Here is a 20,296-nt window from a genome sequence, read left to right as displayed (position 1 = left end):
GCACACGAATCAAATAGAGTTTCTAAAACTTTCTATTAAAAAAGGAGAATGTTTATGAAAAAATCTAGTATTATAGTATTTTTACTAACATATGGCTTGTTTTATGTTTCTAGTATTTTATTTCCTATTGATCGTGCTTGGTATGATGCGTTAGAAAAGCCGTCTTGGACACCTCCTGGTATGACAATCGGCATAGTTTGGGCTGTATTATATGGACTCATTGCATTATCAGTTGCAATTATTTATAACAAATATGGATTTAAGCCAAAAACATTTTGGTTTATATTCCTTTTAAATTATATGTGCAATCAAGCTTTCAGCTATTTTCAATTCAGTCAAAAAAATTTGTTTTTAGCAACAGTAGATTGTTTACTTGTCGCTATTACTACGTTACTTCTCATAGCAGTTTCTTCCAAATTATCTAAAGTATCGACATGGTTGCTAATTCCGTATTTTTTATGGTCTGCATTTGCTACATATTTATCTTGGACAATTTATAGTATAAATTAAAGACGGAACTAAAAACTTGAGCATAATAAAAATGCTCGAGTTTTTATGTGTGTTAATGATAATCCGAAATATGGAATATATACATCTTAGGGAGGTCATCTTTGTGAAGAAATGGATAAAAATTATGCTGTACTCTTTACTAGCTATTTTAATTATAGGAAGTATTACTTTTTTGACTTGGTCTCAGTTTACTTATAAACCGACGAAAGAGGCTTTGTCGTTAGTAGATGATAAAAAAGATGAAGATAATATCGTTTTTGGAGCGAAAGATGCGAAAGTAGGGGTTATTTTTTATCAAGGTGCTAAAGTAGAAGCTGAGGCTTATAGTTATTTAGGAGAAGCTCTTGCAAAAAATGGGCAATTTGTAGTAATGCCTAAGTTACCATTAAATTTAGCGATACTTGGAATAAATGAGGTAGATAGTGTAATTGAAAAGTATCCGGAAGTTCAAAAATGGTATGTTGCAGGGCATTCAATGGGAGGAGCTATGATTTCTAAGTATGCCTTTCAACATGAAGATAAGGTAGACGGGATCATTTTCTTAGGTTCGTATCCTGCAGATGACTTTTCTACGAAATCAATTCCGATGTTATCAATTTATGGAGAAGTAGATGCTTTAGCAACTGTAGAAAAAATAGAGAACAATAAAAAGTTAATGTCGAAAAATACAACTATGCACATGATAAAAGGGGGCAATCATGCTCATTTTGGCATGTATGGTGAGCAAAAAGGTGATAATGCGAGTTTAATTGCGCCAAAAGCACAACGAGATGAAACAGTGAAAGTAATTGAAGAATGGTTGTTAAAACAATGATAATGAATGTAATAAATCTACCGAAAGAATTCTCCAAACGATAGATAGGAGCGATAATAAAGAGCCAACTCGTACGAATTGGCTCTTTTATTTATTTGCTATCTCCAATTGTCCCCTTATTTTCTCTGGAATGTCCTTTTCAGAAATAACGTCGTAAGAATAGACATACTTTCCTTTCACATGAATTTTCAAGTAAGTTTTTCTTCTAAAATCATTAGGCGTGTTCGTTCCAACTTTATATTCTTTTTCATTGCTTAATTCATCAACACCTTTTAGTGAGTACATAGCTCTTCCTTTATGATGATAATCTGGAACACCATATCCTTTCGCAACGGCATATACATTTTTTTCTTCAGCAATCGGATTAAATCTGTCTAAATCTCCGCGTAATATGAAAGGTAGTAAGTATATAGGGAGGCCTATTCCTAGTATGCAAATTACAAATTTCTTCATGATCGTTTCTCCTTTTGTCTATTTACATTTTTGAGTATAGAAAAAAGTTCTTATGAATATAGAGGGAAATTCTTTAAGTTTTTCTTAATAAAGTTTAACTTTGTGAAAAAACTAATTTGAGCATTAAGTTTACGAAATGAATAGCAAAATAACCTGTTTTCTTTATTTTTTGATGGTAGGTTATTAGGTTTTATATTGGTATGAGTGAATTAAGAAATAAGTGAGATTTAGGAAATAGAATGAATTTATCTTACAGTAATAAGAGAATTACCTAAATAAATGATAGTGAGAACAATTAAAGAAAGCATCTAGTGGGGTGCTTTTTTCTTTTGAAACAGAGAATCTCATGGGTAGGTTACATGTAATTTCGTGCTGTGCTTCTAGGTCATTGGAAAATCCAACAATAAAAAAAGAGGGGGAAGGCGTTTTTTATTGAAGTTGGTTAATGATAGATTTTTAACTTGAGAGGGGGATCGTAAAATAGATTATTAATCTCTTTGGTAATTTTTATTTTCCTTATAGTTGGCATATTGTATTAGAAATTTTAAATTTTGAAGGGAGAATCAATAAGTATGGGTAAGAAAAGAAGAATAAGTAATAAGTTATTACTTATCAGTGCAATTTTTACAATAGCAATTCCCTCAGTCTCATATGCGGAGGAAGTAATTTCACCTGAAAAGTTTACGAGTTCTTCAAGTTTGTATAAGGCACGGAATACGGAAATTTTGAAAACAAATTTATATCCTAATACATATAATAATCCATTTAACCACCAATTTATTTCAAAATTAAAGGAAGTAAACACAAATATAAAAAAAATAGACAATAGTGATGATGAAAATCCTATTATATCTACTACTCTTTCATTTATTCGCCATATGAATAGTGAAGATTATAAATCTGCATTTGATTTAACCTCAAGGTCATTACAGAAAATAATATCCGAAGAATGGTTGAAGAGCTATTGGGAGGGACTGCCAGTTCAATTACAAGCAGGTTCTTTTATAGAAATTGGAGAGGTTACACAAAAAGAGACAAATCCTGTTCATACAAATGTGGAGATTCAATTAGTTTTTGAAAAAATGACTGTACCTTTACTAATTAAACTAGATCCATCTGGAAAAATAGACGATTTTCAACTAAGCATGTCGTTTAGTCCTGTTGCTGAGCGTCCATCATATAGTAAGCCTGAATCATTTGTTGATAAAGAAGTAGTAGTTGGAAGTGGTGCATTTCCATTACCAGGAACATTGTCGGTTCCAAAAGGAAAGGGTCCTTTTCCAGCGGTTATTCTTGTTCAAGGATCAGGAGCAACTGATCAGGATGAAACAGCGTTTGCTTTAAAACCATTTCGCGATTTAGCTGAAGGTCTTGCATCGAAGGGAATTGCTGTCCTTCGCTATAATAAACGAACGTATGAACATGGGCTGAAAACACAATTCAGTCCCTTCTATACAGTTGATAAAGAGACAACAGATGATGCTCTTCTTGTAACTCAATTTCTTAAAAATGAGCCTCTAATAAATAAGAATCAAATATATATTCTTGGTCATAGTCAAGGTGGAATGATGCTTCCGAAAATGATTGAAAAAGACCAAAATCAAAATATTGCTGGGGCAATTGTAATGGGTGGGCCAGCTCGTACGATTCAAGACGTTGTTTTAGATCAATTTGAGTATCTTTTTTCTATTGGAGCAATGAACCAGGAGCAATATAAATTCTACAAATCGCAATTTGAATTATTAAATGATCCAAATTTCTCTGGTCAGAATCCTCCAAAAGATTTTTACTTAGGATCAGCAGTATTTTGGGATTCTATTCGGAAAATTAAAGCAGCAGAAATGTCAAAAGAACAAAAGACACCGCTTCTTATTATTCAAGGGGAAAGAGACTATCAAGTTCAATCAAAAATCGAAATTCCTCTTTGGAAAGAACAATTAAAAGAACGAGATAACGTTGATTACCAGCTATATCCAAAGTTAAATCATTTCTTTACAGAAGGGGATGGAGAAATAAGTAAACCGGATGAATATTATAGTCCTGCTAATATTCCTGAGTATGTTATAAATGATATTGCTGCTTGGGTGCAAGGAAGATCACAATTAAATTAGCAACTATATGTTTTAATAAAGACTTTCTTTCTGTAATCAAACTAGAAACATTAGTAGGTTATATGTTTTTTAGCACTCTTTTAAAAAGAGTGTTTTTTTATTTTCCTTTGATTTAATTAACGAAAAAAATATCTTGTACTCCTTTTGTAACTTTTTAAATAGAAATTTTCTATAAAATAATGGACTTGTCTTCCAAACAAAGCGTTATTTGTAACACTGTTATCAAAGCAAAGTGCTCGTGACATTTCCTTGATATTCAAAAACATTAATAACCTATTATGTGAAGTTTTTTGAAAATTTAGGTTTAACATCTTTAAAATAGGTGTATTACATATTACATAACAACTAAATAAGAAAATAAAAAATCTAAGGGAGGAAAAATACGATGCATAAGAATGAAAGAAAACCGGTGGTTCATGAATATGATAATGAACAGGAAGTAGTTATGAAAATAAAAGAGCTAGAATTGAAAGGGATTCACCAAGATGACATTTACGTCTTAACACATGAAAAACATATAACAAAAAAGATTGCGGATGATACAAACACAAATACGATTGGAGTAAAAGAACAAGGATTGGGCACAAGTATTATCAACTTTTTCTCCAAAAAAGGGGACGAGCTCCGAAATCAAATGGAGGAAATGGGGTTGTCGAAGGAGGAAGCTAACTTATATGAAGAAAAACTAGATCAAGGGAGAATTTTACTTCTAGTAACAGATGAAACACTAACGGCGAGTGATAGGCAGCCGCAAAACTATCATTCTCTCTAATAGATTGCAATATCTAATAAATAGATAAGTTAATTATTTTAGGTTGTAGCATGGAAGAAAATAAAAGTAGAGAAGGGTGAGAAAAATGAAACATACAATATTTAAATATGCTGTGATTGGGATTACGACCGGAGTCATGGTATCTCTGTTAAAAAAAGAAAATCGGAAAGCTATACAAACAAAAGGAAAAAGCGTAAAAGACAAACTACAAGAAGGAAACATAAAGGAAACATTAGAGAAGGTAACCGAGACAAGTAAACAATTCTCTGTAACTGCAGCTAATGTTGCAAAACAAACATTACCACAACTGCTTACAGCCACACCAGTTGTCATTTCTACTATTAAAGATTTAACAGAAAACGAAAATAACAAAAAGAAAAAAGATGAAAAGGATAATGAAATAAATCAAAATAGTAAGGACATAGACGGAGAAAAAACGGAAAATGAAAAGAAATATGTGAAAGAAGGGAAAGAAGAGAGTGCTTAGATTTAATTCTAAAAAGAGAAAGTGAGGAAAAAAGTATGAAATCTCTGTATGCAATTGATGTAGGAATTGGTTTTACTAAGCGGGCATATCGACAGGATGTAGATTCTGAGGTGACGATTAAGAGTGAAGCTGCCACACTAGCTCCTGTACCTAATCACGCTGAAAGTGAAGATTTAACAAAGGTAAGTTTTATAGACTTAGACTTTGCATACTACATGGGAAATGAAGCACATCAATCTGACGCTTCATTTCTTCCTCCATTTGACGAAGAAATAGAAAATTATTATGAAAGCGAAGAGTTTAAACAACAAATATTTGGTTGCATTGCAAAGGATTATAAAGAAAATGTCGTGTTACCTTTAGTTGTTACCGGGCTTCCAGTCACTTGTTTTGGTAGTCAGCATGAGCAATTACAACGTGCACTAAAAAAAGAAACTTCCGTACAAATTGATGGGAAATTTATTAATATTACGGTGGAAAATGTTTTGATTCTTCAGCAACCGGTCGCTTTACAAGCCTATTTCTTAAAAGAGGGAATCATTCAGGAACAAGATCGTATCTTAATTATTGATGGTGGATTTCGTACATTAGAAATGACAGATATGAAACAGAATGTCATTTTAAATCATTATGAGACGGAACTAGGATGTAGCAAGCCTTTGAAAAATATTAAGAATATCCTGCAGAATCATGCGGGTGAAAGTAATCAATTGCATATTAATGACATGCCAAAAATATTAGAAAAAGGATATGGAGATAAAGAAGAAAATTATGAGACAAGTCAGGTGAATATTTTAATTCAAAAAGAGTTGGATACACATTTCCAAGACATCATGCGTGTATTACAAGAACAATTTAAGTTAGACCAGTATGATACTATTATTTGGACAGGAGGAATAGTAGATCTCCACAAAAAACAAATTGAAAAAATGCAAGGTGAAATTGTTTCTTTCCGTATGGTAGACGCTTCAAAAGAGGCCGCGCTTCATGGATACTATATTATTGGAAGTCAAGTATTTGAGGACATCACCAATCAATCTGCATATAAATCCAAATTATAATGACGACCGAAATGGAGTTCGTTGAATAGACGTGCCAAATTGTGTGGCTTCTTTTCCACATATAAATAAGAAAAGATAAAAAGTGCTTGTATAGAGGAAATGTTTAAAATTGAGAATAAAAATAACTAATATATAGGGGGTCTTCCTTTTAAAAGAATAAGACCTCCTCTGCCATTTATTTTGTAATTTAGATGATTTAAAAACTTTTCCTCCAAGATATGGATACCTACATACAAATTTCATATTACGGATATGATTCGATTAAACATAAAACTATTTAGAAAGGAAGAATAATATGGAATGCATAAAAATGACGAAATGGAGTTGGTATCATGTGAAAACTAGTGAGCTTGAAGAAATTTCTTCTATAATCTCCCGTGATGTAACATCTTATTTCTCTCAATTTGTAAAGAAAATAAGTTCTCCTTGTGAAAATGGATTATATGTTTATACGTTATCACCAAGTCAAACTTGTGTATATGGTTCGTTTTTATATGATCAAGATAAAAAGGACGCCAAAATTCAAAAATTTCTTCATTATTTTGTAGCTCATGGAATACTGATAACGGTTCAAGAAAAAGAGGAAGAGGATTTTCAAAAATTAATACATAATTTCTCTATGGGTATAAAAAATTGTAATAGTTCTGCTGAAGGAATGTGTGCTATCTTATCAATATTTATATCTCACTATTTACGAAAGGTTGACTATTTTGAAAACAATTTCAGAAATGTGTTATGGGATTTTTATCATCATAATAACATAGCAGTTTTAGAAAGAATTTATCATATTCGTCATGAATTATTTATGAACACACATGTGTTTCGCTTAATACAAGAAGTGTTGCAAGGCTTGGAGGAAGCTTGGTTAGAAAAACTAACAAACACCCTTTGTTATAAACAAACGCACGTAAAATTAGAGCGTGGATTACAACTCGTTAAAGAGTACCAAGAAGAATTAGACACGATGATTCATTTACAAGAAGTTGTTTCTTCTCATCGTGGGAATGAAATTATGAAAGCTCTTACTGTATTAACTGCTGTAAGTACGCCTTTGACAGCCTTAGGAGCATTATGGGGTATGAATTTTAAATACATGCCTGAACTTGAATGGAAATATAGCTATTTAATTGCTCTCTTATTTATTATTTTCACAACAGGGGGTATGTATATGTATATGCGATTCAAAGGGTGGACAGGTGATTTATTACGAGTAAAGAAAAAGAAATCTTTTTTTAAATCTAATTGATCCTGTTTATAAAAAATATGATAGATATGAACCATAGATATATGGTTAGTAATATTTATTAATAGAGGTAGTGCCATATCCCCATCAAGTTAAAGTTTTGATGTCTCCGCAATAATAAAAAAGGTGAAAATTTATATGAAAGATTAGAGCTCTCTTTCTTGTAGGAGGGCTCTAATCTTTGTTTAAAAACTATATCATATACATGGGCAGACTCAATATGTGAACTTTGTCCGGATTCAATTTAGAATATAAAAAAAGAGAACTTGCGTTAGAATACAAGCTCTCTTTAAAAGAAATAACGTAATTGAGATACTTATATAGTAACAATTTTTTTCTTCTAATTCCATATGTCTTATGTTGAGAAATAAATGATAAGGGGCTTAATAAAACTAAAATGAATTATTGACATAATATTTCGACGATAATATAATAAATCTCGAATTCAAGATAACTTGTAAAGGATTGGTAATTATGAGTGTGATTAATGATGAGAGCTTATCTTTAAAGTTATTTGTTACATTATCAAGGTCAGCACAGGCAATTACTAAGCGTATTGAAGAGGATATAAAAAGTTATGGGCTTAATCCAACTGAATTTGCAGTGCTTGAGCTACTATATAGTAAAGGCAATCAGCCTATACAAAAAATTGGAGGGAAAATATTACTTGCAAGTAGTAGTATCACGTATGTAGTGGATAAGTTGGAAAAGAAGAGGTTCTTAATACGAAAACCATGTCCAAAAGACCACCGTGTCACGTATGCGTCAATTACTTCAGATGGTATTCAGTTAATGGATAGTATTTTTCCTCAGCATAAAGAGGCGATTCGGCATATATTTGGTGGTTTGAACTATATTGAGAAAAAAATGATAATCGAAAAGTTGAAAAAATTAGGGTATTATGCACTAGAATTATAAATTTTTAGAAATATATCTCGAATTAGTAATGTCCTAATTAAATATAAGTTAAATGAATAGGAGGAAAAATTAATAAATGGTAGTAAATTTATTATAATACAAAATGAATAAAACATGTAATTTCAAGTGGTATAGTAGAAAAGATGGTTGTTATGTTAACGTATACATATCGTCCTTTAAATTATAAATCTTTCATAAAGCGGAGAGTGGGTATCAAGAATGGAATTACGTCATTTAGAGTATTTTATTCAAGTTTGTAATAATAATAGTTTTACTAAAGCTGCGGAAGTTCTAGGTATTTCACAGCCGACTTTAAGTCAACAAATCCGTGTGTTAGAAGGTGAACTTGATACACCCTTGTTTCATCGAGTTGGAAGAGGTATCAAAATGACAGAAGCGGGTAAGCTGCTATTTGATAAAGGAAAATTTATCATGCAACAATTTGATGACGTTTATAATGAAATTTTTGAATTAAAGGGTGTAAAAAGAGGTGTAATTACTGTAGGAGGTTTATTAGAGGATCTCACTTATTTAACACCTTATATTATGAAGTTTCAACAACATTATCCCAACATCGTAGTAAAGATTATAGAATCTGAAGTTGCTGTAAATCAAATCGTTGACAAAAATATTGATTTCGGGATTACACGTAGTGCTCAAATTCCAGACACATTAACAAACACCCTTTTGTATAGTGAAGAGCTCGTCCTTGTCATTCCCAAAAATCATCCTTTGAATGAAAAATCATTTGTTTCTTTTCGAGAATTAGTAGGGCTGAGTAGAATAATGGTTTCATGTAGTTGTCGTGAATCTATTAAAATATATTGTGAGAGTTTAGGGTTATCTTTATCTGAAGCAAATATAGAAACAAAATCTTCTATTTCTCTATTGAGCCTTGTATACAATGGACATGGGGTTGCCATAATACCTCTTTCACTGGTTAACTTTGTTAATAATGATACTTTGAGCATAGTTCGTATTACTGACCCAACACCAAGCCAAGATATTAATCTTATTCACTTTGATGATAAATTTTTAAGTTTTGCAGCACGTATCTTTATGCAGAAGTTAAATGATTCGCAAAAAGTATCAGTGTAATAGAAATAATAATGATTCTAGTGTGAAATTTGAAAAAATCTATAAGTCTTAAGATAAAGCAAATATTAAAGTCAAAGGGTAGTGGCTTTATATGTGTGGTGTGATCGATTTTTGACTTTTACTTAAGGGAAAGGGGTAGACTTTGCACGGAGAGAAGGATGTAAAAAACAAATCAAGTTTAAGCTATCAACTCTTTGGTCCTATTGAATAGTAATAGATTCCATGAGGGATATACAATGCTATTTCGAATCTACATACCCTTATTGCAGAAAGAAAACCACCGGCATTATACCGGTGGTTTTGACTTAGAAAGCAAAGCAAGTACAACCGATACCCCATGTAGTTCCATCTTTTCCTATTACGGTATGAGTGTGTTGATGGAGAGGGTTACTGCAACTATGTAACTTGTTATCATGGGAATCGTGGGAAAGTATAGTGTTGGCTAGGTTAGCACCACCATACCCATAAACTCCCGTCGGTGACCAATCAGGTGATGCTGGCGGCAATTCAGGTGATAAATTTTTAAATTCATCATTTCCATAAACAACCTGTCCACCCATAATGGTGAGTAATGATTCAAGGTTTTTGATTTCTTCTTCTGGCACAGTAAAGTAGTCAGCAGACAATACAGCAATATCAGCAAACTGACCTACTGCCAGGGTTCCTTTTTTACCTTCATCACCAGAGAACCACGCACTTCCTTTTGAATATAATTCCAGGGCTACTTTTCTATCAAGTTTATTTTTTTCATCGTATATGGAAAGCCCACCAATGGTTTTTCCAGCAACCATCCAGTAAAGGGCAACCCAAGGGTTATAGCTGGAAACCCTAGTTGCATCACTACCGGCGCCAACAGGTATACCAAGGTCTAACATACGATAAATCGGAGGAGTACGCTTTGCAGCTTCCTTTCCGTATAAATCAACAAAGTATTCACCTTGAAAAGCCATGCGGTCTTGGATGGCAATACCGCCATTTAAAGCTATTTCTTTGAAATACATTTATGCATTTTGTTTACTAAGATCGCGCTGAGCTCCCATATAGCTTCCAATTATATTTTGATAGCCTGGAAGATTGCTAGCAAGCAAATTGCCAAAACCTTCGACATCGTTGCGCCAATCGCGTTGTAATTCGCAAGCTACGCTAAACCAGTTCATAAGTTGCACACCACTATGTGCCATACGAGTATTGGCAGCATCTGCAACTTGTTTACTGAAAGTTCCTGAAGCATCAGTAACAGCAAATACTTCATATCCAGCTTTTATAGCAGAAAGTGCCGGGAAAGCAACACAAACGTCCGTAACTACGCCTGCGATGATAAGTTGTTTTTTTCCAGTGTCTTCGATTGCTTTTACAAAATCATCATTATCCCATGCGTTAATTTGTCCAGGTCGAGCTATTTTTGGTGCATGAGGAAAGAGATCAACCAATTCTTGCATTAAAGGTCCATTAGGCCCGTTTTCAAAACTTGTTGTTAAAATAACTGGTAAATCAAAAAACTTAGCAGTATGAGCAAGAGCTAAAACATTGTTCTTGAATTCATCAACACCATAGTCACGTACTAGTCCAGACATAAGACCAGTTTGATGATCTACTAAAAGCACGACAGCATCATCTTTGTTAATACGAGAATAGAGATCAGTCATTATGTATTCCTCCTAAAAATTAAGTAATCGAAGAAAGTTTTATTATAAGTTTCTTCGTTTATAACTAAGTTGACCAATAATATTGGTTATAGCAGCATTCACAGAACATGAAGTGCTATACAAATTTATAGTATTTGAAAATTGATTCGTTAATCAATTCTGAATTATCTATAATTTGTATAGGTCGTAACTATAGTTGTTTTCACTATAAAATAGATTGGTTTTACCTATACATCCTATAGATAGAACAATATTGATAGTCACCTATTTTTGTTATTATAATTGAATATGAGGAATGTTCAGAAATTATATTATGGTGAAAAAGGTATTAGAGGGGGAATTGTCCAAAAGGAGAAAATGAATTCTTTGGAATAATAGAGTTTCATACTTAGAGTTCACAACATAAACGTGCATGAATAGGTTATGAGATTCATCTGGATTATTGAAAAAAAGGATATATATTAGAATATTTTTTGGAGGTAGAAGCATGGCTAAAATTACTGTAGGAACTGAAAATCAAGAACCAATTGAGATATATTATGAGGATCATGGCACAGGAAACCCAGTTGTACTCATTCATGGTTGGCCGTTAAGTGGTCGATCTTGGGAATACCAAGTTCCAGCTCTTGTTGAGGCTGGATACAGAGTTATAACATATGATCGTCGAGGATTTGGAAAATCATCTCAGCCATGGGAAGGGTATGAATATGATACCTTTACTTCTGATTTACATCAACTATTAGAACATTTAGAGCTTCAAAATGTCACACTTGTTGGTTTTTCTATGGGTGGAGGCGAAGTAGCCCGGTATATTAGTACGTATGGAACAGATCGTATTGAAAAGGCTGTTTTTGCTGGAGCAGTTCCTCCATATTTATACAAATCAGAGGATCATCCTGAAGGGGCATTAGATGATGCAACAATTGAAGCATTCAAAAGTGGTGTGATTAATGACCGACTTGCATTTCTTGATGAATTTACTAAGGGATTTTTCGCGGCTGGTAATCGAACAGATTTAGTTAGTGAGCCATTCCGTTTATATAATTGGGATATTGCAGCCAGTGCATCACCTAAAGGAACGCTTGATTGTATTACTGCCTTTAGTAAGACTGATTTTAGAAAAGACTTGGAGAAGTTTAATATACCTACTCTTATTATTCATGGTGATTCAGATGCAACTGTACCATTTGAATATAGTGGGAAATTAACACATGAAGCAATTCCTAATTCTAAAGTAACGTTAATAAAGGGTGGTCCACATGGGCTAAATGCAACGCATGCTAAAGAATTTAATGAAGCACTCCTATCATTTTTAAAGGACTAATTACAACTATATAATTGTTAATTGATAAATTATAAACAAGTAAAAATAAATCTAAAAAAAGATGCTCTTGGATAAATCCAGGAGCATCTTTTTAATGGTGATATTGAGATGTTAGGTTGATAAATCTCCATTAATTTTGGATTGAATACTCTTCTTAACAGCTAAAATATATTGATTAGAGTTTTTTAGATTTCTTAGAAGTATTGTTATATTACTATCAAGATAATATTTTGAATAATCCTCAAAACAAAGAAATATACATTTTTTTGAGGAAGAAATATCTTGTCAGAAAACAATAAAATCTTATTAATTTTTATAATTGGTAGAATTTTTGTGGAAATAATTCTCTTAATATATTAAAATAACATCGTATTATGTCAGATTTTAATTAGGGGAGAGAAATTTTATGTTGAAAAAAATCATTCCAGTTGCTTTAGCATTAAGTACAGTTACTTTTACTAGTGTATTTGCTATGCCTTCAGCCCAAGCAAGTACAGAACCAAACCGCTACATAGATGTACAAATGCTCGGTATTAACGATTTTCATGGGCAACTAGACACTGTAAAAAAAATTAACAATAAAGATGCAGGGGGAATTGAGTACTTAGGGGCTTATTTACGTGATCGTGAAAAACAAAATCCGAATACATTAAAGGTACATGCTGGAGATGTTGTTGGAGCAAGTACTCCTGTTTCAGCATTATTACAAGACGAACCTACAATTGAATTTCTAAATGATTTGAAATTCGATGTTGGAACGATAGGAAATCATGAATTTGATGAAGGTGTTGAAGAAATGAACCGCCTTATTTATGGTGGATACCATGAGAAAACAGGAAATTTTAAAGGAGCAAAATTCCCATATGTTGCTGCAAATTTCTATAATAAATCCACCGGTCGTTTATTTTTACCACCATTCACTATAAAAAAGGTACAAGGAGTTCCTGTTGGATTTATCGGAGTCGTAACAACGGATGTTCCTAACCTTGTTATGCCTACTATGCTAAAGAATGTAGAAATTACAGATGAAGTTGAAGCTATTAACAAATCCGTAAAGCAATTAAAAAAACTAGGTGTTAAATCTATCGTTGTTCTTGCACATAACGGAGGTATAACAGATGGGAACGGCGTAACAAATGGTGATATCGTCCGATTAGCAAATGAGACTGATCCAGAAGTCGATGTTATTTTTGGTGGCCATAGCCACACTTATGTAAATGGAACTGTTAATAATAAACTTGTCGTACAAGCAAATTCATATGGTATGGCTTTTGCTGATGTTGATGTAAAGATTGATCGTAAAACACAAGATATTGTTGAGAAAAAAGCAGAAATTGTTACAACTTATCATGAAGGCATAGAGCCTGATAAAAAAATAAAGAAGAAGATGGAGAAATATCAAGCAAAAATCGCACCTCTTGTTAATGAAGTTGTAGGTAAGTCTATTGCGCCACTAGATCGCAAACTCAATACGGCTGGTGAATCTACTCTTGGAAATTTAGTTGCTGATGCCCAGCGTACAACAATGCAATCCCAAATTGCACTTATGAATCCTGGTGGTATTCGTAATGACTTAGATGCTGGTGATATTACATGGGGAGAGATATATGGTATTCAACCATTCGGAAATCAATTAATAAAAGTAAATTTAACAGGTCAAGACATTCGTGATATTTTAAATCAACAATGGCAAAAAGACATAACAAGAATGCTTCAAATTTCAGGGATCCAATACACTTGGGATGCGAACAAGCCCAATGGAGAAAAAGTAACAAGTATTCGCTTAACAAATGGAGAAGAAATTATTCCTTCTAAAACTTACAGCGTCGTTGCTAACGCATTTCTAGCTTCAGGTGGAGATGGATTTGTATCCTTTAAAAACGGTAAAGATGCTGAAACAGGACCAACTGATTTTGAAGCATTAGTAGATTATATAAAAAAATCAAAAGAACCAATTCAGTCTGTTATTGATGGAAGAATTCAAAAAATAAATTAGGTTTTTATTAATCTCAAAAACAAATAGATTACCTGTGCACTATACTTTTTCGTGTGCAGGTAATCTATTTTTTTGATTTGAAATAGTCTAACTGTGGCCAATGGGTATACCGTCTAGATGCAGAGTGCCGAAAAAAATGAAGTGAACAAAAAATAACCCCTAAATTAACTCTATGATAAAGAGACTACAAACAATCAAAATTTGGAACTTCATATTAACCATATATTAACTACGTTAATAATACATACTGAAATTGAATACTTTAGATAACATCATTTATAACGAATATCTGTACATTATAATGTTATGCAATGAGGAATTTACAATACAATGAATTGAAGCTTATTTAGTTTTATATTCGTATAAGTGAATTAAGAATTTCTTAAGAACCTATTAAGAAATAAGTGAGTTTTAGGAACTAGAATAAATGTATCTTAACAGTAATAAGAAAATGAATGTTTTAAACGGAAGTTGGCAGAGTATGTCAAAAAGCTATAAGTAAATATTTCAGGAGGTTTTTTATGAAAAAGAAAATAATGATTGCAATTGTTGCTTCTGCTATAACAATGACTCATTTTGTAGGAAATACTTATGCAGATTCGAAAACAGAGGTTTCTGTTACAGCTCCCTATAATACAAATCAAATAGCGAAATGGTTAGAAGCACATGCAAAGCCTTTAAAAACAACTAATCCAACTGCATCTCTTAATGATTTGAAACCACTTAAGGATATGGTAGGTTCAGCTTCAATTGTAGGTTTAGGTGAAGCTACGCATGGGGCTCATGAAGTTTTTACGATGAAACACCGCATTGTTAAGTATTTAGTATCTGAAAAGGGCTTTACCAATCTAGTTTTAGAAGAGGGATGGGACAGGGCCTTGGAACTTGATCGATATGTTCTTACTGGTAAGGGAAACCCAAGCCAACATCTAACACCTGTATTTAAGACGAAAGAAATGCTAGATTTACTTGATTGGATTCGGCAATATAATGCTAATCCAAAACATAAATCGAAAGTACGTGTCATCGGGATGGACATTCAATCAGTAAACGAAAATGTTTATAATAATATAATAGAATATATTAAAGCGAACAATTCAAAACTGTTGCCTAGAGTAGAAGAGAAGATAAAAGGGCTTATTCCTGTAACAAAGGATATGAATACTTTTGAAAGCCTTACGAAAGAAGAAAAAGAAAAGTATGTTTTAGATGCTAAACAAATTAGTGCTTTATTAGAGGAAAATAAAAGTCATTTAAATGGGAAATCTAAAGAGTTCGTATGGATAAAGCAAAATGCTCGTATTATTGAACAGTTTACTACAATGTTAGCGACACCTCCTGATAAACCAGCGGATTTTTATTTGAAACATGATATTGCAATGTATGAAAATGCGAAGTGGACTGAAGAACATTTAGGAAAAACCATTGTATGGGGACATAATGGACACGTTTCGAAAACAAATATGCTTTCTTTTATATACCCTAAAGTAGCAGGGCAGCATTTAGCAGAATATTACGGAAAACGGTACGTATCTATTGGAACGTCAGTTTATGAAGGACAATACAATGTGAAGAATAGCAATGGTGAATTTGGCCCCTATGGAACATTAAAATCGGATGATCCAAACAGTTATAACTACATTTTTGGACAGGTCAAAAAAGATCAATTTTTTATTGATTTACGTAAGGCGAACGGCGTGACAAAAACTTGGTTAAACGAACAACATCCAATTTTCGCTGGAATAACTACCGAAGGGCCTGATATACCAAAAACTGTTGATATATCATTAGGTAAAGCGTTTGATATACTTGTTCAAATTCAAAAAGTGAGTCCATCTCAAGTACATCAATAAATTTAGAATCATGTGCCTTAATGACAAATTTCATAGTGTGTCATATAACACAATGAAATTTGTTTTATATAACAAGAAGAATAATCGCATTAGAAAAAATCAGCAGTTTAACCTGTTAAGAGTAAAACGAATCTTACAATATGTAAAGCGCAAAAACACTGAAGCGAAAAGCATCGGTGTTTTTTGCGCTTTCGGGCACAGATGCTACTTCAATCCTATTGTAGAAGTGATTTTGTATGTAAGGAATTTGTAAGGAATAGGTAAGAAAAAAGAGATTTTCATTGTGTAGGATAAAAATATAAGGAGGCATGAAGGGGGGAACAAGTACGGCCTACATATAAAACAAATAATCAGTAACAAGAGTGTTTTAAGGAAAAGAAGTAATTTCTATGGTTAATATGTATGTGGAAAAAGAGTGATTTAGAGATTGTTAGAACACAATGGTGTTTGTGAAAATAATGATTAGTACGTTGATTGTAAATTCAGTGTTGACTTTTATCATTAGGAGAGTTGATAGCTGTGTGGTTAGTATATGAGACAGCTATCAGCCATCAATACAATTTAAATAGAAGAGAGGAATTCTTTATGAAAACACGCAGTAAAATTACATGTGCAAGTCTAGCACTTTTAATAGGTGGAAGTTCCCTGTTATACATAACACCAACATTAATTATAAAAGCAGAACCTACGCAAAATGTATCTAGTTCGTTACAAACAAGTACGCAAAGCGATCGTACTTCCGTTAAGAAAGCAATGCGAGATGAACTGCAACTTGGATACCCGGGAATACTCGCTAAAATTTCTAAGGGGGGTAAAACTTGGAGTTATACAGCTGGGGTAGCGGATCTGAAAACTAAGAAACCAATGAAAGCAGATTTTCGCTTTCGCATTGGCAGTGTGACGAAAACGTTCATTGCAACAGTTCTACTTCAATTATCTGGAGAGAACCGTTTGAATCTAGACGACTCCATTGAAAAATGGTTACCTGGTGTTATTCAAGGAAACGGATATGATGGTAACCAGATTACGATCCGGCAAATATTGAATCATACAAGTGGTATTGCTGACTATATAAATTCAAAAGACTTTGATATTACGGATATAAAAAAATCGTATACGGCTGAAGAATTTGTAAAGATGGGGATTTCACTTCCCCCAGACTTTGCTCCAGGAAAGGGTTGGTCTTATTCAAATACAGGATATGTAATACTAGGAATCCTTATTGAAAAAGTAACAGGAAACAGCTATGCGGAAGAGGTTGAAAATCGGATTATTGAACCGCTTGATTTGTCAAATACATTTCTACCTGGTAATTCAAGCGTGATTCCAGGCACCAAGCATGCCCGTGGCTATTTGCAACTAGACGGAGCGAGTGAGCTAAAAGATGTTACTTATATTAACCCAGGTAGCTCGGATGGAGATGTGATTTCTACTGCTGACGACTTAAACAAATTCTTCTCTTGCTTACTAGGTGGCAAATTACTGAAGGAACAGCAGTTAAAACAAATGCTTACTACAGTTCCTACAAATAGAGAGGGAACCGGATATGGTCTTGGAATACTTGAAATTAAGCTTCCGAACGGTGTCTCGGTATGGGGACACAGGGGGGCCGTTCCAGGGTTTTCCACTTTTGCTGGTGGAACACTTGGAGGTAAACATACACTCGCTATCAATTCGAACAGTCTAAACCTTAATAACCCGGAAGTTTTTAAAAACATTTTACTTGCTGAATTTAGAAAGTAGGAAAAACGGATAAATTTTTTCATTTGTAATTTCCATCGGAATGGATTACCGCTTGAAAGAGTATAGAGGGATTAAGTATCTATAATTGTGTAGGAGGAGCATTTGCAAAATTAGAAATTGAAATAGATTCAACCATTAAAGATAATATTAGCGGGAAAAAATTGAGGGACATTAAGGATTTTGTGAAGAAGACTTCAAAAATGAACTGAAATCTAATAAACAACGTAAAAGCTAAAAGATTTTCACTGTGAGAACATCTCAAAATATTAAATTGATGGTAACTTTGTTGTAGCTCTTTAAACATACCTATATTAAAACCCAAATATCTCAGCATTAAATTGAGAAATTTGGGTTTTTCTAAAGGAATCAATTTTTTAAAAAATTTTTAGAAATTTAAAGATAAAGTATTGTATACATGTAAGTATGATTAAAAATGAAAAGTTGTAAATGCTAAATTTAATTAAATATGCCTTACTCTCTTTAACGTTGGCCTGAATGAATAGTTTATAGGAGATTACACTGGCTAAAGATGCGATAATTGTTCCAAGTCCTCCAATATTTACTCCTAGTAATAAAGCTTTCCAATCAGAAGTAAAGTTTGATAGAAGAATTGAAGTAGGAAAATTGCTAATCAATTGACTCAAAAATATGGAACTAAAGAAGACTGAAGTATCTCCTCTTAAATTAGCGCGAGCAAATGTCCCCAGTGCATCGGAATGGGAAATGTTTCCGATAAAAATAAAAAAACAGACAAAGGTTATTAGAAGAAAGTAATCGATCTTAAATAGTAAGTTTCTATCTAACGTAAATGCTGCTATCAGTGTGACTATTAGCGCAATGTAATAATTAATGACACCAAAAATAGATGCAATGATAGTGATAAGTATCAAAATCCAGACGGTAGCTTTTTTTCGATTTTTCACGGTAATAACAGGTAGTTCTATTTTCAAATCTGTTTTTTGAAGTTTTTGAGTAAATATAAATAATAAACTAATTCCAAGTACAGCTAAAAGCAGAATTGAACCTAAAAATGGGATGAGCTTAATTCCATAGTAAGAATATAGGTATAAATTTTGTGGGTTTCCCATAGGCATCAAGCTACTACCGATGTTTGCTGCAATTGTCTGCAGGATGATTGTATCCATCATGTTCATTTGTGTTTTTTTACTAATGACAAGTGTTATTGGTACAAAAGTGAGGAGAGCAACATCATTTGTTACAAACATGGAGCAAATAAAGCATAACAAAATTAGAATAATAGATATTGACCTGCTGTTATTGCATTTATTTAAAATCACAACGGCAAGTTTGTCTAATATCTTTAGCTGTTCCAAGGCCTTAATGGCTACCATCAGATTAAATAAACTAATTAACACTTCAAAGTTAATATATTCGATCTTTGGCGAATGTATTAAGCAACTGACAATTGCTAGTATCAGTGAAATGGTAAGTACTAAATCCTTTTTAAAAAATTCGAATTTCATAAGGAGTCTTTTTTTATTTTGAACAAATACTATTTCTTTCACAATACACCACCTGTAATTTATGTTAGTAAATATACGTTTTTGGGATAACTCGATATTGCTAGAAAAGAGGATGACATAAGGTCCTAAATAAGAGTTTTGTAATGTTTCATCCCTTCAACAAAATCCTTTTTTTCTTAGTGTCTTTCATGTTGTAAATATGTGCAATATAGACGAATCCAGCTAGGGGGATTAATTGAGAAAACAAATGTTTTTTGTATGATACCATAAATAAATTAAATGTTTTATTTTTTAAATATTCCTATAATATTCCGTTGATTCTTGATTTCAAATAATTTATATGAACTTCTAAAAGAGAAAAAGTATGCATGTTTATATGAAGAAAATAGAGGCTTGTCAAAGGTTAGGTAGAACAGCATCTGCGACGTTTGGATACTGTATAAAATTCACAAAATCTCACTGTTTTTTTAGATGAAAAATCTTAAAAAATTTTTTGTTTTTATAAAAATCTGTACTTTTTCGTAACATTCTGTACTTTTAATTATAAATTAAAGACAAGCTTCTCTTAGTTGAAGATTGAAAGCGCTTCATAGTTTTTCTATAAATTTTTTATCTAGCCTATTTTTGAGATTAGTAGTGAGAAAGGAGATACTTTCATGTTCTTGAGAAAATTAACAAATAACCAGTTAATCACTATTGATTTTAGGATTTAAATGTAAATCACCGGTAAACGAAACAAACATAATAGTACAACAACATTAGTGGATAAGAATATTAGTTTTA

At 32.6% G+C, this 20,296-nt stretch carries 16 protein-coding genes and 3 pseudogenes; 14 read left to right on the top strand and 5 right to left on the bottom strand.

Annotated elements, in window-relative coordinates; all coding sequences use genetic code 11:
• Window positions 1–54: 54 nt before the first annotated feature.
• Window positions 55–510, top strand: coding sequence for a TspO/MBR family protein (locus tag NST86_RS15805; protein ID WP_000749728.1), 456 nt, complete (start codon window positions 55–57; stop codon window positions 508–510).
• A gap of 103 nt (window positions 511–613) precedes the next feature.
• The gene (locus tag NST86_RS15800) at window positions 614–1,324 is read left to right on the top strand and encodes an alpha/beta hydrolase (RefSeq protein ID WP_000758815.1); all 711 of its coding nucleotides are present in this window, start codon (window positions 614–616) and stop codon (window positions 1,322–1,324) included.
• An 87-nt stretch (window positions 1,325–1,411) separates the two neighbouring features.
• On the opposite strand, the gene NST86_RS15795 is transcribed toward NST86_RS15800, so the two are convergent.
• Window positions 1,412–1,777 (bottom strand): YxeA family protein, encoded by a 366-nt coding sequence (locus NST86_RS15795; protein WP_000714888.1) that lies wholly within the window; start codon window positions 1,775–1,777, stop codon window positions 1,412–1,414.
• Between the two features lie 572 nt (window positions 1,778–2,349).
• Here NST86_RS15795 and NST86_RS15790 point away from each other — a divergent pair.
• Window positions 2,350–3,888 carry an alpha/beta hydrolase gene (locus NST86_RS15790; RefSeq protein ID WP_063264080.1) on the top strand — a complete coding sequence of 513 codons (1,539 nt, stop codon included), beginning with the start codon at window positions 2,350–2,352 and terminating at the stop codon, window positions 3,886–3,888.
• Window positions 3,889–4,000: 112 nt separating this feature from the next.
• Here the strand turns inward: NST86_RS15790 and NST86_RS15785 are convergent.
• Window positions 4,001–4,154 (bottom strand): annotated as a pseudogene (locus NST86_RS15785) (acyl dehydratase).
• Window positions 4,155–4,273: 119 nt separating this feature from the next.
• On the opposite strand from NST86_RS15785, the gene NST86_RS15780 reads away from it, so the two are divergent.
• The 6 genes from NST86_RS15780 to NST86_RS15755 all read left to right on the top strand — a co-directional run bounded on the left by NST86_RS15780 (window position 4,274) and on the right by NST86_RS15755 (window position 9,467).
• The gene (locus tag NST86_RS15780; RefSeq protein ID WP_016118216.1) at window positions 4,274–4,660 is read left to right on the top strand and encodes a general stress protein; all 387 of its coding nucleotides are present in this window, start codon (window positions 4,274–4,276) and stop codon (window positions 4,658–4,660) included.
• Window positions 4,661–4,745: 85 nt separating this feature from the next.
• Complete coding sequence (locus NST86_RS15775; RefSeq protein WP_000683227.1) at window positions 4,746–5,147, top strand: hypothetical protein; 402 nt, start codon at window positions 4,746–4,748, stop codon at window positions 5,145–5,147.
• Between the two features lie 35 nt (window positions 5,148–5,182).
• Entirely contained in the window at window positions 5,183–6,208 is a 1,026-nt protein-coding gene (locus NST86_RS15770; protein WP_086391512.1) for a ParM/StbA family protein, read from the top strand.
• A gap of 295 nt (window positions 6,209–6,503) precedes the next feature.
• Window positions 6,504–7,454 carry a magnesium transporter CorA family protein gene (locus NST86_RS15765; RefSeq protein WP_000388918.1) on the top strand — a complete coding sequence of 317 codons (951 nt, stop codon included), beginning with the start codon at window positions 6,504–6,506 and terminating at the stop codon, window positions 7,452–7,454.
• 471 nt (window positions 7,455–7,925) lie between these two features.
• Window positions 7,926–8,369, top strand: a complete 444-nt coding sequence (locus NST86_RS15760) for a MarR family winged helix-turn-helix transcriptional regulator (protein ID WP_061664326.1) — start codon at window positions 7,926–7,928, stop codon at window positions 8,367–8,369.
• A gap of 219 nt (window positions 8,370–8,588) precedes the next feature.
• Window positions 8,589–9,467 (top strand): LysR family transcriptional regulator, encoded by an 879-nt coding sequence (locus NST86_RS15755; protein ID WP_000423208.1) that lies wholly within the window; start codon window positions 8,589–8,591, stop codon window positions 9,465–9,467.
• A 305-nt stretch (window positions 9,468–9,772) separates the two neighbouring features.
• Here NST86_RS15755 and NST86_RS15750 read toward each other — a convergent pair.
• A pseudogene (locus NST86_RS15750) lies at window positions 9,773–10,450 on the bottom strand (amidohydrolase family protein); the annotation flags it as partial.
• A gap of 18 nt (window positions 10,451–10,468) precedes the next feature.
• Complete coding sequence (ycaC, locus tag NST86_RS15745) at window positions 10,469–11,113, bottom strand: isochorismate family cysteine hydrolase YcaC (RefSeq protein ID WP_000131210.1); 645 nt, start codon at window positions 11,111–11,113, stop codon at window positions 10,469–10,471.
• Window positions 11,114–11,600: 487 nt separating this feature from the next.
• On the opposite strand from ycaC, the gene NST86_RS15740 reads away from it, so the two are divergent.
• The 5 genes and pseudogenes from NST86_RS15740 to NST86_RS15720 form a co-directional block, all read left to right on the top strand.
• Complete coding sequence (locus NST86_RS15740; protein WP_016118212.1) at window positions 11,601–12,437, top strand: bromoperoxidase; 837 nt, start codon at window positions 11,601–11,603, stop codon at window positions 12,435–12,437.
• A 406-nt stretch (window positions 12,438–12,843) separates the two neighbouring features.
• Complete coding sequence (locus NST86_RS15735) at window positions 12,844–14,433, top strand: bifunctional metallophosphatase/5'-nucleotidase (protein WP_086423420.1); 1,590 nt, start codon at window positions 12,844–12,846, stop codon at window positions 14,431–14,433.
• Window positions 14,434–14,954: 521 nt separating this feature from the next.
• Window positions 14,955–16,286: an erythromycin esterase family protein gene (locus NST86_RS15730; protein ID WP_016118210.1), complete on the top strand. Its 1,332-nt coding sequence runs from the start codon at window positions 14,955–14,957 to the stop codon at window positions 16,284–16,286.
• A 585-nt stretch (window positions 16,287–16,871) separates the two neighbouring features.
• Window positions 16,872–18,029: a serine hydrolase domain-containing protein gene (locus tag NST86_RS15725; protein ID WP_000857797.1), complete on the top strand. Its 1,158-nt coding sequence runs from the start codon at window positions 16,872–16,874 to the stop codon at window positions 18,027–18,029.
• A 110-nt stretch (window positions 18,030–18,139) separates the two neighbouring features.
• Window positions 18,140–18,238 (top strand): annotated as a pseudogene (locus NST86_RS15720) (cytochrome P450); the annotation flags it as partial.
• 165 nt (window positions 18,239–18,403) lie between these two features.
• On the opposite strand, the gene NST86_RS15715 reads toward NST86_RS15720, so the two are convergent.
• Window positions 18,404–19,555 (bottom strand): anion transporter, encoded by a 1,152-nt coding sequence (locus tag NST86_RS15715; protein WP_016118209.1) that lies wholly within the window; start codon window positions 19,553–19,555, stop codon window positions 18,404–18,406.
• Window positions 19,556–20,296 lie beyond the last annotated feature (741 nt).

This window comes from Bacillus sp. FSL L8-0199 (genome assembly GCF_038005705.1).
In the GTDB taxonomy this organism is placed as follows: domain Bacteria; phylum Bacillota; class Bacilli; order Bacillales; family Bacillaceae_G; genus Bacillus_A; species Bacillus_A cereus.
This window is presented reverse-complemented; position numbering and strand designations above follow the sequence as displayed.